This is a genomic window from Micromonospora sp. WMMD975 (assembly GCF_029581215.1).
GTDB lineage: Bacteria > Actinomycetota > Actinomycetes > Mycobacteriales > Micromonosporaceae > Micromonospora.
In genome coordinates this window covers 3,289,099-3,302,439 of the sequence record NZ_CP120739.1, presented here as the reverse complement: position 1 = coordinate 3,302,439, position 13,341 = coordinate 3,289,099, and the positions used below count along the sequence as shown (strand labels likewise).

The following is a 13,341-nucleotide window of genomic DNA, read 5'->3' as shown; positions in this document are numbered from 1 at the left end:
CTCGCTAGCGGCTCAGCTGTCCTGTTCGGCCATCCGCCGCCGCAGGCTCAGCGGGCGCATGTCGGTCCAGATCCGTTCGACGTGGTCCAGGCACTGCTCGCGGGTGCCGGCGAAACCCTCGGCGCGCCACCCGTCGGGCACCTGCCGGTCGGCGGCCCACACCGAGTACTGCTCCTCGTGGTTCACCACCACGAGGAACGACCGGTCGGTGGGGGATTCGTGCTCTGTCATCGGTTTCCCTTCAGCGGTTGTCGGCGGCGGGGACGCGGTCGGCCGGGGCGTCGGCGGCGAAGTCCGGGACGCGCACGCCGAGGCCGCGTTCGACGGCGGCGTCGCGCACGTGCGCGGCGAGGGCGGCGTCGAGCGCGCCCAGGCCGAACGGGGAGAAGACGGTGAGGGCGCTCTCGTCGTAGGGCACCCGGACCCGCCCGGCGAGCAGGTCACCCAGTTCGGCGGCGATGAACCGGCGGTCACCGGCGACCGTCTCGGCCAGCTCCAGCGAGGTCGCCGCCCGGCACACGTGGTCGGCGTCGTCGACCACGTTGCGGGCGCCCAGGACGGCTTGTGCGGTCAGGTCGCGCAGCGACAGGTGCAGCACGACCGTGCCCGGCCGGCAGGCCCCGGCGTCGCTGTGCGGTCGGGCGGCGGTGGTGGCGAAGCAGACCAGCCGGTGCGCGGCGAGCGCGTCGGTCATCGACTCCGCCACCCGCACCGCGAGCCGCGGCCAGGCCGCGGTGGCGCGCTCGGCGAACCGGCGGGCCCGCCCCGGGTCGAGGTCGAACACGGTGACCGCGCCCAGCCGCGGCAGGTGCGCGTGCAGGAACCGCAGCACCTCGACGTTGATCAGCCCGGCGCCGATCAGGGCGACACCGGCGGTGACATCGGCGGGCGCCCCGGCGGTCAGGGCGCCGGCGGCCACGGCGGCGGAGGCGGCGGTGCGGCGCGCCGAGATGACCGAGCCCTCCAGCAGCGCCTCGGTCCGGCCGTCCGTGACCGAGCTGAGCAGGATGGCGGCCGACGCCCGCTCCCGGCCCCGGTCGACGTTGCCCGGGAAGGAGGCGATCCACTTCAGCGAGGCCACCGGACGCGCGCCGCCGACGTAGGCGGGCAGGGCGATGACGCGGTTGCGCTCGTCGTCGGGGAAGCGCAGGAAGACCGAGTGGGGCACGGCGGTGGCGCCGTCCGCGTGGTGGACGTACGCGTCGCGGACCAGCCGGCAGACGGCCGGTTCGTCGCCGTCGAGGACCGCCAGGACGTCGGCGCGTCGCAGGATCAACACCGTGCCTTCTCCTTCCACAGGTGGCCGATCTCGCCGAACTTCGCTCGCACCCAGGCGTCGTCGTAGATCGTGTCGAGGTAGCGCTCGCCCCGGTCGGGCAGGATCAGCACGCAGGTGCTGCCGGCCGCCAGCGTGTCCAGCCGACCGGCGACGGCGCTGACGACGGCGCCGGACGAGCCGCCGCTGAGGATCGCCTCGGCGCCCACCAGCCGACGGCATCCCACGACGCAGTCCTGGTCGGTGACCCGCACCACCGAGTCGGCGATGCCGTCGTGGTAGAGGCCGGGCCGGATGGCCGCGCCGTGCCCGGGGATGAGCCGGCGGCAGGTCGAGCCGCCGAAGATCGCGCTGCCCTCGGCGTCGACCGCGGTGATCCGGGTCCGCAGGCCGTGCGCGGCCTTGTAGCGGGCGCAGCCGTGGATCGTGCCGCACGAGCCGGTCGCCACGAACAGGTGGTCCACCGGTTCGTCGAGCGCGGTCACGACCTCCCGCATGATCGCTTCCTGCGCACGCCCGTTGAGCGGGTTCGCGTACTGGTTGGGCCAGTACGCGTCCGGTTCGCTGTCGAGCAGTTCCCGGACCCGGCGCAGGCGGGCGCCGAGGAAGTCGCCCAGGTCGTTGTCCGGCTCGGTGACCCGGTCCAGCTCCGCGCCGTACGCCGACATGATCGCGCAGTTCTGCGCGGTCGTCTTCGGGTCGATCACGCAGACGAAGCGCAGGTCGAGCCAGCGGCACACCTGGGCGAGCCCGATGCCGAGGTTGCCGGAGCTGGACTCGACCACCGTCGAGCGTCCCGGGACCAGCTCACCGCTGTCGACGGCGCCGAGCACCATCGCGACGGCGGACCGGTCCTTCATGCTGCCGCCCGGGTTCAACGCCTCGAGCTTGGCGTAGAACCGGGCCGGCGAGCCGGGGAAGAGGCGGTCGAGTCGGACCAGCGGCGTGCCCCCGACGGCGGAGAGGATCCCGTCCCGGGGTGGCATCTCGATCACCGGCGCCGGGGGTGCGTCACGCCGGGGCCGGGCCGTCGGCGGAGCCGGCCTGTGCCGCGCCGGCCCGGTCCGTGGCCTGTGCCGCGCCGGCGCTGTCCGCGGCCTGCTCCTCGCCGGCGCTGTCCGCGGCCTGCTCCTCGCCGCGCACCCGGACGATGAACCGGGCCAGGTCCCGGAAACTCTCGCCCCGGAACCCCTCCATCTTCTCCAGCAGCTTCATGTCCAGCCCGTTCTCCAACTCCAGCAGCATCTGGACCATGGAGAACGAGTCCATGTCCTGCAGGCTGCCCGGCTCGGGCACGTCCGGCTGCTCGGCGCAGATCATCCGGGCGGTCCGGGTGACCACGTCGGTCAGCTCGTCGACGGCCTTCGTCAGCTCCTCGGCGGTCTCCCGATCCAGGTCTACAGTCATTTCCTCTGCCGCCATGTCTTCGCCCTTTCCATTCCTGCGGAATTGATTCGAGACGCGGCCGGAACAGTAATCGCATCGCCGTGCCGCGGTGATGGGAGATGGCCGTCACCCAGGTCCTGGGTCGGCTGCGGCTCACCTCGAGGCGCCGCAGATCAAGCGGGGGCGATGTTAAGCACGGCGTCGCGGGGAGGTCAATTGTGGAATGGCTCCCGCCGCCGGTCGCGGCCCCCGCGGAGCACCCGGTCCGGCTGTCTCGCTGGCGGGACGGGCGGACCGCCCCGACGCCTGGCACAGCGGCGGATCCCACATGGCGTTGCTTGACTGCGCCGGTCGCGATGTGGCTAGCTTCCCGGCACCCGGACACCTCCTCGACGGCGTTTGCGAGCCGTCGCCCGACGGGAGGGGCCCAGTGGTCCGCGCCGTTGTGCGGAATGGAATCCGCGCCGGGTCGAAGTCACCGCGTGAAACGAGGACGGAACCGTGCTGTTTCCCTACACCGAATCGCGACGAATAGCGCTGCGGCCGGCCGGCGCCGCCGACGGGCCCCAGGCGTACCGGGTCCTTTTCCGGGCCGGCCGCGCGAACCTGCCGCTTCTCGACCAGTTCTGTGAGAGCTTCGGACGCCGGCTCGCCGCCTGTTTCCTCATCCACCGCGTCGACGGCGACGACGCGCCGATCGGGCTGGGCACGCTGTCGGACCTCAGCCCGGCGGGCCACCTGCGCGCCGAGGTGGTGCTGACCCCGGGTCAGCCGGAGGAGCTGCTCGGCGAGGCGAGCGCGTTGATCGTCAACTTCGCCTTCGCGATGTGGCGTACCCGCAAGGTGTACCTGCACGCGACCGACGCCGACCCGGCGAGCGTCGGCTTCGGCGGGGAGCACGCCGCGTTGGCCCACGCCGAGGCGGTGCTGGAGAAGCACACGTTCGGCCAGGGCCGGCTGTGGGACGTCCACGTCTTCGCGGTCCACCGCGAGCAGTGGGACACCACGGGCGTGGACCTGCTCAAGCAGCTCGTCTGATCCGTTCGATCCGCCCATCGGAGTGCCGACGCGGGACTCCCGGCCTGGAGGTGAAGCGCCGAGATGACCCTTAATGTGTGGGGTTACTTGTCGGAGTACGAGAAGGAGCGCGACGACATCCTGAACGCCGTCGACACGGTGTTCAGCTCCGGCACGCTTGTGCTCGGGCCGAGCGTCGCCGCCTTCGAGCAGGAGTTCGCCGCCTACCACGGGGTGCCGCACTGCGTGGGTGTGGACAACGGCACCAACGCGATCGTCCTGGGCCTGCGGGCCCTGGGCGTCGGGCCCGGCGACGAGGTGGTGACGGTGTCGAACACCGCGGCGCCGACCGTGGTGGCGATCGACGCGGTCGGGGCCACGCCGGTCTTCGTCGACGTGGACCCGGACACCTACCTGATGGACGTGGCGCAGGTCGAGGCCGCGCTTACCGCACGGACCCGCTGCCTGCTGCCGGTGCACCTCTACGGCCAGTGCGTCGACCTGGCCCCGCTGGAGGCGATCGCGGCTCGCCACGGCCTGCCGATCCTGGAGGACTGCGCGCAGGCGCACGGCGCCCGCCAGCACGGCCGGATCGCCGGCTCGACGGGTCTGGCCGCCGCGTTCTCCTTCTATCCCACGAAGGTCCTCGGCGCCTACGGTGACGGCGGCGCGGTCCTCACCACCGACGCGGAGACCGACGCCGCGCTGCGGCGGCTGCGGTACTACGGGATGGAGCGCCAGTACCACGTCACCTCCACGCCCGGCTACAACAGCCGGCTGGACGCGGTGCAGGCGGAGATCCTGCGCCGCAAGCTGACCCGGCTCGACGACTACGTCGCCGGCCGGCGGGCGATCGCCGACCGGTACGCCGAGGCGCTCGCCGACACCGACGTCGTGGTGCCGGTGACCGCGCCGGGGAACGAGCACGTGTACTACGTCTACGTCGTCCGGCACCCCCGGCGCGACAAGATCATCGAGGCGATGCAGGCCCACGACGTCGCGTTGAACGTCAGCTACCGCTGGCCGGTGCACACCCAGACCGGCTTCGCCCACCTCGGGGTGCGCCCCGGGGCGCTGCCGGTGACCGAGGCGCTCGCCGACGAGATCTTCTCGCTGCCCATGTTCCCGTCGCTCGCCGTCGACGAGCAGGAACGGTTCATCGACACGTTCAAGACGGTGCTGGCGCGGATTTGAGCCGGCCCGGGCGACGAGGACAGGAGGAGCGGAGATGACGCGGCTCGCGGTTGCGGGTGACCGTACCGCCGGCGCCGGCCGGACCTGGCCGGACGCGGGCGCCGCCGACGACGGGGCGCTGGTGTCCCTGCGGCAGTTCGCCGCCTGGTGGGACGAGCGCCACCGCGCCGGGCGGTTCCGGGTCGACCGGATCCCGTTCGACGCGCTCGACTCCTGGTCGTTCGAGCCCCGCACCGGCAATCTCGGGCACGCCAGCGGCCGGTTCTTCACCATCGAGGGCCTGCGGGTCCGCGACGGCGGCGTCGACGGCTGGTCCCAACCGGTCATCAACCAGCCGGAGATCGGCATCCTCGGCATCGTGGTCAAGGAGTTCAACGGCGTCCTGCACTGCCTCATGCAGGCGAAGATGGAGCCCGGGAACGTCAACACCCTGCAGCTGTCGCCGACGGTGCAGGCCACCCGGAGCAACTACACCCAGGTGCACCGCGGCACCGGCACCCGCTACCTGGAGCACTTCGTCGGGGCGCAGCGCGGCCAGGTCCTCGTCGACGTGCTGCAGTCCGAGCAGGGGGCCTGGTTCTGGCGCAAGCGCAACCGCAACATGGTGGTGCTGGTGACCGGCGACGTGCCGGTGCACGAGGACTACTGCTGGTTGACGCCGGCCCAGATCCGCGAGCTGATGGGCGTCGACAACCTGGTCAACATGGACGCCCGTACGGTGCTGTCGTGCATGCCGTTCGCGCAGCCCCGGGAGGACGAGGCGGTCACCGGCGACGAGTTCCGCGACGCGCTGGTCCGCTCGTACCAGTACCAGCCGCAGGCCGCGCCGGTCGGGCCGCTGCACAACCCCGGCGCGATCCTCAGCTGGTTCACCGAGGCGAAGACCCGGTGCGACTGGACGGCCCGGCTGGTGCCGTTGGGCGAGGTGGCGCGGTGGTCCCGCACCGCCGACGAGATCCGGCACGACGAGGGCCGGCACTTCGGCATCATCGCGGTGCGGGTGGAGGCCGGCACCCGCGAGGTGCGCCAGTGGACCCAGCCGCTGCTGAGCCCGCGAGGCCAGGGCCGCGCGGTGTTCCTGGTCCGCCCGATCCAGGGGGTGCTGCACCTGCTGGTGCAGGCCCGGCCCGAGTACGGGCTGATGGACATGGTGGAGATGGCCCCGACGGTGCAGCTGCTGTCGGACTCACCGGTGGGGGAGATCGCCGACCCGTTCCCGCGTGACCTGATGGCCGCCGGCACCGCCCGGGTGCGCTACGACAACCTGCTGTCGGAGGAGGGTGGGCGGTTCCACCACGCCCTGACCCGCTACCAGATCATCGAGGTGGGTGAGGACGTGCCGTTGGACGTGCCGCCGCAGTACTGCTGGATGACCGTCCGTCAGCTCACCGATCTGCTCCGGCACGGCCACTACCTCAACATCGAAGCGCGTAGCCTGCTGGCCTGCCTGCCCAGCATGTGCTGAGCGCCGGCCGGGACGAAGGAGCGACTGTGCGCCTGCTTTTCACCACCGCGCCCCTGCACGGGCACTTCTATCCGCTGGCGCAGGTGGCCTGGGCGGCCCGGGCCGGCGGGCACGAGGTGCTCGTGGCCGTGCCGGACGACTTCGTCGCGACGGCGCTCGCGGCCGGGTTGCCGGTGGCGTCCTGCGGCCCGGCGGCGGATCTGGCCGGCCGGCTCGCGGCGCCCGACGCGCCGCCGCACGGCAGCGCCGAGCGGCGGTACGCCACCGGCCGGGCGCTGGGCCGGGTGGCGGCGGCGTCGCTGCCCGGCATGACGGACGTGGTGACGCACTGGGCGCCGGACCTGGTGGTCAGTGAGCGGACCGAGTTCGCCGGACCGCTGGCGGCGGCGGCTGCCGGCATCGCGCACGTGGAGTACCGGTGGGGCGTCGCGCCGCTCGTGGAGTACCGGGCCGGGGCGGTGGCCGAGCTGGCCCGCGCCGGCGCCGGTGAGCCGCCGAACCCGGTCGAGGTGTTCAGCCCGTGGCCGGCGTCGCTGCGGCCGGCCCACCCGGCGGCGCGCAGCATCCGCGACGTGGCGTACAACGGCGCGGCGTTCCTGCCGCAGTGGTTGCTGCGGCCGCGCACCCGGCCGCGGGTCTGCGTGACCCTGGGCACCCTGGTGCCCCGGCTGGGCGGCGCGACCGGCCCGGACGTGGCGGGGTGGGTGCGTGGGCTGGCCGGGCTCGACGTCGAGGTGCTTGTCGCGGCCGACGAGGGGACGGCCGCGGCGTGGGGGCCGCTGCCCGACGGCGTCCGCGTCGGGCGGTTGCCGCTGGGGCAGGTGCTGCCGGAGTGCGACGTGCTGGTGAACCACGGCGGTCAGGGCACGGTGCTGGCCGCGCTCGGCGCCGGCTGTCCCCAGTTGTGCCTGCCGCAGTTCGACGATCAGTTCGACAACGCCCGGGCCGTCACCCGGGCGGGCGCCGGGCTGACGCTGCAACCGGGGGAGGCGACGCCGGAGGCGGTCACCGAGCTCGGCCGTCGGCTCCTGCACGACTCCCGTCACGGCCGCGACGCGCGGCGGATCGCCGCCGAGATCGCGACGCATCCGTCGCCGGTCGAGGTCTCCGACGAGCTGGTGAAGTTGGCGGCGCCCGGCGGGGGCGCCATGAGGTCCGGTCCGTTGCCGAAGCGAGGTTGATGACTGTGTCGAAGATGACGATCACCGAGATGGAGATCCCGAACGCCTACCGGATCCAGCCGGAGCGGCACCTCGACCGGCGCGGTTACTTCTTCGAGGCGTTGCGGGAGGAGCAGCTGTCCGCCACGATCGGCTATCCGTTCCGGCTGGGGCAGGTCAACTACTCGTCGAGTCGCCGCAACACGGTGCGGGGCATCCACGGCACGTCGCTGCCGCCGGGGCAGGCCAAGCTGGTCACCTGTGTGCGCGGCGCGGTGCTGGACGTGGTGGTGGACCTGCGGATCGGGTCGCCGACGTACGGCCGGTTCGAGGTCACCCACCAGGCGGCGGACTCCGGCACGGCGGTGTACCTGGCCGACGGGCTGGGCCATGCCTTCCTGGCGCTCACCGACGACGCGGTGATGAGCTACCTGTGCTCCGAGGAGTTCGTGCCCGGCACGATGATCGAGATCAACCCGTTGGATCCGGAGATCGGCATCACCTGGTCGCTGACCGAGGAGCCGATCATGTCCGACAAGGACGCCGCCGCGCCGTCGTTGGCCGAGGCGGCGGCGGCCGGCAGGCTGCCGAGCTACGACGAGTGCCTCATGCACTACGCGGCGCTGAAGGCGAGCCTGGCGGCGCGCTGAGCGCCAGACGTCACCGTCCCCCTGTCCAGCCCACTGCCGAGCGGAGTCCTTGCCGATGATGAGCCGCAGCACGACCGACCGGGTCCGCATGGGGGTGATGGGCTGCGCGGACATCGCCTGGCGCAAGACCCTGCCGGCGATGCTGGCGGAGCCGGCGATCCAGGTCACCGCGATCGCCAGCCGGGACCGGGGCAAGGCCGCCGTCTTCGCCGACCGGTTCTCCGGCGCGGCGGTGGAGGGTTACCAGGCCCTGCTCGACCGGGACGACGTGGACGCCGTCTACCTGCCGTTGCCGGCGCGGCTGCACGCCGAGTGGATCGAGCGTTCGCTCGCCGCCGGCAAGCACGTCCTGGTCGAGAAGCCGATGACGGACAGCCGCCTGGCCACCGAGCGACTCGTCGAGCTGGCCCGCGCCCGGCAACTGGTGCTGCTGGAGAACTTCATGTTCCTCTACCACTCGCAGCACTCGGCGGTGCGCAAGCTCGTCGCCGACGGCGCCATCGGCGAGCTGCGCGCCTTCAGCAGCGCCTTCACCATCCCGCCCAAGCCGGTCGGTGACATCCGCTACCAGCAGAAGGTCGGCGGCGGGGCGTTCCTCGACTTCGGCGGTTACCCGATCCGGGCGGCGTTGCAGTTCCTCGGCGGCGACCTGCGGATCGTCGGCGCGATGTTCCGCCGCGACCCGCGACACGACGTGGTGATGTCCGGTCACGTGCTGCTGTGCACCTCCGACGGCATCGCCGCGCAGTTGAGCTTCGGCATGGAACACTCGTACCGCAACAGCTACAGCCTCGCCGGCAGCACCGGCCGGATCATGCTGGACCGGGTGTTCACGCCGCCGGAGACCTACCAGCCGGTGCTGCGGATCGAGCGTCAGGACCATCGCGAGGAGTTCGTCCTGCCGGTGGACCACCAGTTCGCCAACGTGGTGCGCGAGTTCGCCCGGGCGGTGCTCGACGGCGACGACCTGCGCGCGCAGCAGGAGTGGACGCTGCAGCAGGCCGACCTGATGGACCGGGTGCGCGAGGCCGCCCTCGTGGTCGACATCTAGGGCCTGTCACGCAGGGGCGGTCGAGCCGCCGGCCGGACGCCCGGCGGCTCAGACCCGCCAGGCCACCGGCAGCCGCTCGAAGCCGTTGAGCAGTTCGGCGCGGACCCGGTCGGGTTCGCCGTCCGGGCGCAGGCCGGGCAGGCGGTCGAGGACCGCACGCACCGCGGTGGTGGCCTCCAGGCGGGCCAGCGACGCGCCCAGGCAGTAGTGGACGCCGTGGCCGAAGGCGAGGTGCCGGCGTAGCTGCGCGGGCGGGCGGGTGACGTCGAACCGGTCCGGGTCGGGCCAGTGGTCCGGGTCGCGGTTGGCCGCGGCGAGCAGCGGCAGCACCTTGGCCCGTTCGGGGATGGCGACGCCGCCCAGTTCGGTGGCGCGGCCGGCGGTGCGGAACAGGCCGCGCAGCGGCGCGTCGACCCGCAGGCTCTCCTCGACGGCGGCGGCCACCAGGCCCGGGTCGCGGCGCACCAGGTCGAGCTGGTCGGGGCTGGTGAGCAGCCGGTGCACCACGTTGCCGATGAGCAGCGCCGTGGTGGAGCTGCCGGCGACCAGCAGGAACTGGCAGAAACCGAGCAGTTCGGCGTGGCGGAGCGGGCGGCCGTCGGGCTCTGCGGTCATCAGGGTGGTCAGCAGGTCCGGCGGGGGCGTGCCGCCGGCGTCCAGGTGCGCGCGGCGCCGCCGCAGGTGCGCGTCGAAGTGCAGGTGGAACGACCGGTAGGCGGGCGCGACCCGGTGGTCGAGCGACCCGCGCGGGCGGCTCAGCCCCTCGGCCAGCGCCAGCACCCACGACCAGTACCGCGGGGCGTGCTCGACTTCGGCGCCGAGCATCCGGCAGGTCACCGTCATCGACAGCGGCACCGCCAGGTCGGCCATCAGGTCGGCGTGGCCGCGCGGGGCGAGGCCGTCCACCAGGGAGTCGACCAGCTCCTGGACGGAGCCGCCGAGGCCGGCGACGGTGGCCGGCCGGAACGCCGGGGCGAGCAGCGCCCGCTGGCGGGTGTGCAACGGCGGGTCGCTGGCGACCAGGACGCCACCGGGCTGGGCGTGGACCAGGCCGGGGCCGAGGCGCGACGGCCAGGTCGTGTCGTCGGTGAGCACCGCCCGCACGTCGCGTTCGCGGCTGATCCGGTAGTGGGGGGCGGGGTGGGCCACCGGGCAGACCGCCGGCGTCCGGCGGTCGTCGGCAGTCTGCCCGGGTTCGGCGTTCACTCGTAGCCGTACTGCTGGAGGATGTCGCCGAACTGCTCGGTGAAGCGGGCCAGGTTCCGGGCGGTGAACCGGTCCCGCCAGCCGCCGCTGCGACCCTGGTGGAAGCTCCACGCGTCGGGGTTGTAGACCCGGTCGGCGATCGCCTCGGCGTCGCTGTCGGAACCGATGTGCCGCAGGACGTCGCTGACCGCCGCGACCTGCCGCTCCCGGGTGCCGCCGCCGCGGGGGCCGATCAGGTCCTCGTAGCGGACCTTGCACACGCCGGGGTGGTGGAGCATCCAGAGCGCCTTCTCGAACTGGTCGCGGGCCAGGAAGGACGGGTCGCGCAAGGCGTAGTCGATCTTCTCTTCCCAGGTGTTCTTGCTGGCCAGGATCCGGCTGAAGATGTCGGCCTCGTAGAAGTTGCCGTACCCCTCGCGGGTGCGCCCCTCCAAGAAATTGATCATGGAGACGACCGTGTCGCGCGGATCCCGGTAGTTGAGGATCAGCGGCGGCGACGCGGTCTCCACCCACTCGCTGAGGAAGCTGCCGTCCACCCGGTGGATGTCGAGCTCGTGCAGGATCCAGCACAGACCGTCGGGGGTGTCGGCGAACCGGGTGTACGGCAGGTAGGGGTTGGTGACGAAGTCCGCGGCCACGTCGAGGCGGGTCTGGCCGTACCGGTTGACCAGCTGCTGCCCGAGTCGCTGCTGCCAGTGCCACGTCAGCGCCGACCACGCCTGGTCGGTGACGTCGGCGAACCGGGCCGTGCCGCGCAGCTCCAGCAGGTCGTCGTGGTCACCCTTCGCCAGCACCAGGGCGGCGATCGCGGCACGCTGCTCGTCGTCGAACTCCGGCACCGTACGCGGGCCGGGACGGGGCACGCCGACGATGCGGTAACCCATCTCCAGCATCAGTTCCTGCATCAGGTGGGTGCCTGACTTCTGGAACGAGATGACCATGGTGCGCGGTGCGTGGCTCATCGATCCGGCTCCTGTCGTCACTTCGTGCTCCGCCGCTGCCCGCCGGGGTGGACCCGACGGTGCAGCACGCCGTCGGCCCAGACCAGCTCGACGCCGCCCCACCGCAGCGCGGCCTCCACCGTGTCCAGCACGCCGGGCGCCACGTCGACCTCGCCGAGGACGGCCAGCACCGGTACGTCGCTCCACGTGCGGTACTCGCGCAGGATCGTCCGCAGGACGGCGTCGTCGTCGGCCGCGCTCACCCGGGCCGTGCCGTCGGCGCGGGTGACGACCGGCAACCGGGAGCGCCAGCCGGGCACGACCTGCTTGTCGTACCCGGCGTGCGGGTCGGCGGCGTCGGGCCGGAACACGGTCGCGGCCCGGTCCCGCAGGCACAACGCGGCGGCGCGCCGGTACGCCGGACGGTCGGCGAGCCGGTTGAGCAGATCGCGCGTGGCCGGCGCGGTGGCCGGCGCGAGGATCGCCCGGGAACCGACCGGGCCGGGACCGGCGTAGAGCCGGCCGCGCAGCACCACGGCGGGCTGGCCGGTGCGGTGGATCAGCCGGGCCAGCTCCTCCGGGCGGCACGGCGCGGTGGACCAACCCGGCGGCACGTGCGGCGTGCGTCCGGGCAGGGGCCCGAGCCGCAGGTCCCACGGCAGCCAGCGCAGCCCGTCACCGAGGCCCAGCGCGGCCGCGCCGACCGCGCCGGCGGCGCCGTCCGGGTACGGCGGCACCCACATCCGCCGGACCAGCGGGTGCTCCCGCAGGGCGGCGGTCAGCGCCGGCGAGCCGGCGGCGCTGCCGGTGAAGCAGAGGTCGACCGGGCCGTCGCCGGCCAGCAGGTCGGCCAGTCGTTCGGCGAGCAGGCCGCCGAGGAAGCGCTGGAGGCCGGCGGCCAGGTCGGCCGCGTCGACGCCGTGGGCGTCGGCGGCCCGGCGCAGGTCGGTCAGGAACTCGGTGGTGTGCCACACCGACGGCTCGACGGACCGCCCGCGGCCGAGAACGCTCGCGCGGTACTCCTTGGCCGCCGCGGTGTCCGCCTCGAAGTGCTCGTCCACGAGCCTGCCGACGAGCGAGGTCACCTCGGTGCGTACCGTCCCCGACCCGGCCAGGTCGGCAAGCGCCGCGCCGGCCGCGCCGGGTGCCGGCTCGCGGCCCTGGCCGGCGGGTCCGAGCATCCGCGCGGCCAGGTCCAGGACCATGCCGGTGATGGGGAACAGCTCACCCCGCGACTCGCTGCGCCCCCGCCCGTCGACCCGGGCGAGGCGCGGGAAGCTGTCCGTGTCCCACACCAGCACCGTCGCGCCGGCGCCGTCGCGGGCGAACGGGCTGGTGCAGTACGCGGCGGCGACGTGCCCGGCGAGGTGGGCGTAGCTGACGTAGGGGACGGCCGTGCCGCCCACCGTCAGCGTGCCCTCGGCCACCACCGGCGGATGGGTGTCCAGGTGCCCGGCGACGGCCAGCTCCACGGGCGCGTCCGCCGGCCCCAGCCGGAGCCGGCCGTCGGTGGTGCCGGGCCCGCCGTCGACCACCCAGACGTCGACGGCGTCGACCGTGCGCCGGATTGCGTCGAGCGTTTCCGTGACCCGGTCGACGGTGGCCTCGACGGACGCTTCCGCATCGACTTTCGACAATGTCGAGGCGAATTCGATCCGGCCGTTGCGAATCAGCGCGAGACCACCTCTGCCGGTCAACTTGAGCCCTGCGACGATCACGACTGTTCCTCCCGTCGGCGTGCGGCCGAGATGTGTCCTCCAGTTGGCGAGCCGACGGGGCGAGACGTCGACGCCGACGTCGCGTGGGCGTCCGGCGAGCGGCCCGGGGAGGTGCCCGAAGCTAACGAGCGGGCCGTCCGCCGGTCAACGACGGCCGGGCGGGAAGGCGCCGCCCGGCGGGCGAACGTCTCGCTGGCGGGACATCCCCGGTGGCCGTCCCGACGCGGCCCGAGCAGCGACGCGCGTCGGTCCGCTCTTCTGCCGGACGTCGATGTCG

At 73.3% G+C, this 13,341-nt stretch carries 13 protein-coding genes; 6 read left to right on the top strand and 7 right to left on the bottom strand.

Annotated elements, in window-relative coordinates; all coding sequences use genetic code 11:
- Positions 1-12: 12 nt before the first annotated feature.
- Genes O7613_RS14220 through O7613_RS14205 form a run of 4 tightly spaced genes read right to left on the bottom strand, consistent with a single transcriptional unit; the run spans position 13 to position 2,683 of the window.
- Positions 13-231: an MbtH family NRPS accessory protein gene (locus O7613_RS14220; RefSeq protein WP_281587955.1), complete on the bottom strand. Its 219-nt coding sequence runs from the start codon at positions 229-231 to the stop codon at positions 13-15.
- Between the two features lie 10 nt (positions 232-241).
- Complete coding sequence (gene sbnB, locus O7613_RS14215) at positions 242-1,279, bottom strand: 2,3-diaminopropionate biosynthesis protein SbnB (RefSeq protein WP_282294358.1); 1,038 nt, start codon at positions 1,277-1,279, stop codon at positions 242-244.
- A complete protein-coding gene (gene sbnA / locus O7613_RS14210; protein ID WP_281587959.1) occupies positions 1,273-2,262 on the bottom strand; it encodes a 2,3-diaminopropionate biosynthesis protein SbnA in 990 nt (329 codons plus the stop codon). The genes sbnB and sbnA overlap by 7 nt, the downstream gene beginning before the upstream one ends.
- Positions 2,263-2,287: 25 nt before the next feature.
- On the bottom strand, positions 2,288-2,683 hold the full coding sequence (locus tag O7613_RS14205) for a hypothetical protein (protein WP_282294356.1): 396 nt from the start codon (positions 2,681-2,683) through the stop codon (positions 2,288-2,290).
- Between the two features lie 480 nt (positions 2,684-3,163).
- Between O7613_RS14205 and O7613_RS14200 the strand changes: the two genes are divergently transcribed.
- From O7613_RS14200 to O7613_RS14175, 6 genes are all read left to right on the top strand, one after another.
- Entirely contained in the window at positions 3,164-3,700 is a 537-nt protein-coding gene (locus O7613_RS14200; RefSeq protein WP_281587961.1) for a hypothetical protein, read from the top strand.
- Between the two features lie 63 nt (positions 3,701-3,763).
- Positions 3,764-4,873: a DegT/DnrJ/EryC1/StrS family aminotransferase gene (locus O7613_RS14195; RefSeq protein ID WP_281587962.1), complete on the top strand. Its 1,110-nt coding sequence runs from the start codon at positions 3,764-3,766 to the stop codon at positions 4,871-4,873.
- A 34-nt stretch (positions 4,874-4,907) separates the two neighbouring features.
- Positions 4,908-6,338 carry an NDP-hexose 2,3-dehydratase family protein gene (locus tag O7613_RS14190; RefSeq protein WP_281587964.1) on the top strand — a complete coding sequence of 477 codons (1,431 nt, stop codon included), beginning with the start codon at positions 4,908-4,910 and terminating at the stop codon, positions 6,336-6,338.
- Positions 6,339-6,364: 26 nt separating this feature from the next.
- Positions 6,365-7,519, top strand: a complete 1,155-nt coding sequence (locus O7613_RS14185) for a nucleotide disphospho-sugar-binding domain-containing protein (protein WP_282294353.1) — start codon at positions 6,365-6,367, stop codon at positions 7,517-7,519.
- 14 nt (positions 7,520-7,533) lie between these two features.
- Positions 7,534-8,148, top strand: coding sequence for a dTDP-4-dehydrorhamnose 3,5-epimerase family protein (locus O7613_RS14180; RefSeq protein ID WP_281587968.1), 615 nt, complete (start codon positions 7,534-7,536; stop codon positions 8,146-8,148).
- A gap of 58 nt (positions 8,149-8,206) precedes the next feature.
- The gene (locus tag O7613_RS14175; protein ID WP_282294350.1) at positions 8,207-9,199 is read left to right on the top strand and encodes a Gfo/Idh/MocA family oxidoreductase; all 993 of its coding nucleotides are present in this window, start codon (positions 8,207-8,209) and stop codon (positions 9,197-9,199) included.
- 48 nt (positions 9,200-9,247) lie between these two features.
- On the opposite strand, the gene O7613_RS14170 is transcribed toward O7613_RS14175, so the two are convergent.
- Genes O7613_RS14170 through O7613_RS14160 form a run of 3 tightly spaced genes read right to left on the bottom strand, consistent with a single transcriptional unit; the run spans position 9,248 to position 13,064 of the window.
- Positions 9,248-10,405: a cytochrome P450 gene (locus O7613_RS14170; protein WP_282294349.1), complete on the bottom strand. Its 1,158-nt coding sequence runs from the start codon at positions 10,403-10,405 to the stop codon at positions 9,248-9,250.
- On the bottom strand, positions 10,402-11,367 hold the full coding sequence (locus O7613_RS14165; protein WP_282294348.1) for a hypothetical protein: 966 nt from the start codon (positions 11,365-11,367) through the stop codon (positions 10,402-10,404). Before O7613_RS14165 ends, O7613_RS14170 begins: the two co-directional genes overlap by 4 nt.
- A 17-nt stretch (positions 11,368-11,384) precedes the next feature.
- Positions 11,385-13,064, bottom strand: a complete 1,680-nt coding sequence (locus tag O7613_RS14160) for a carbamoyltransferase N-terminal domain-containing protein (RefSeq protein ID WP_282294345.1) — start codon at positions 13,062-13,064, stop codon at positions 11,385-11,387.
- Positions 13,065-13,341: the final 277 nt, after the last annotated feature.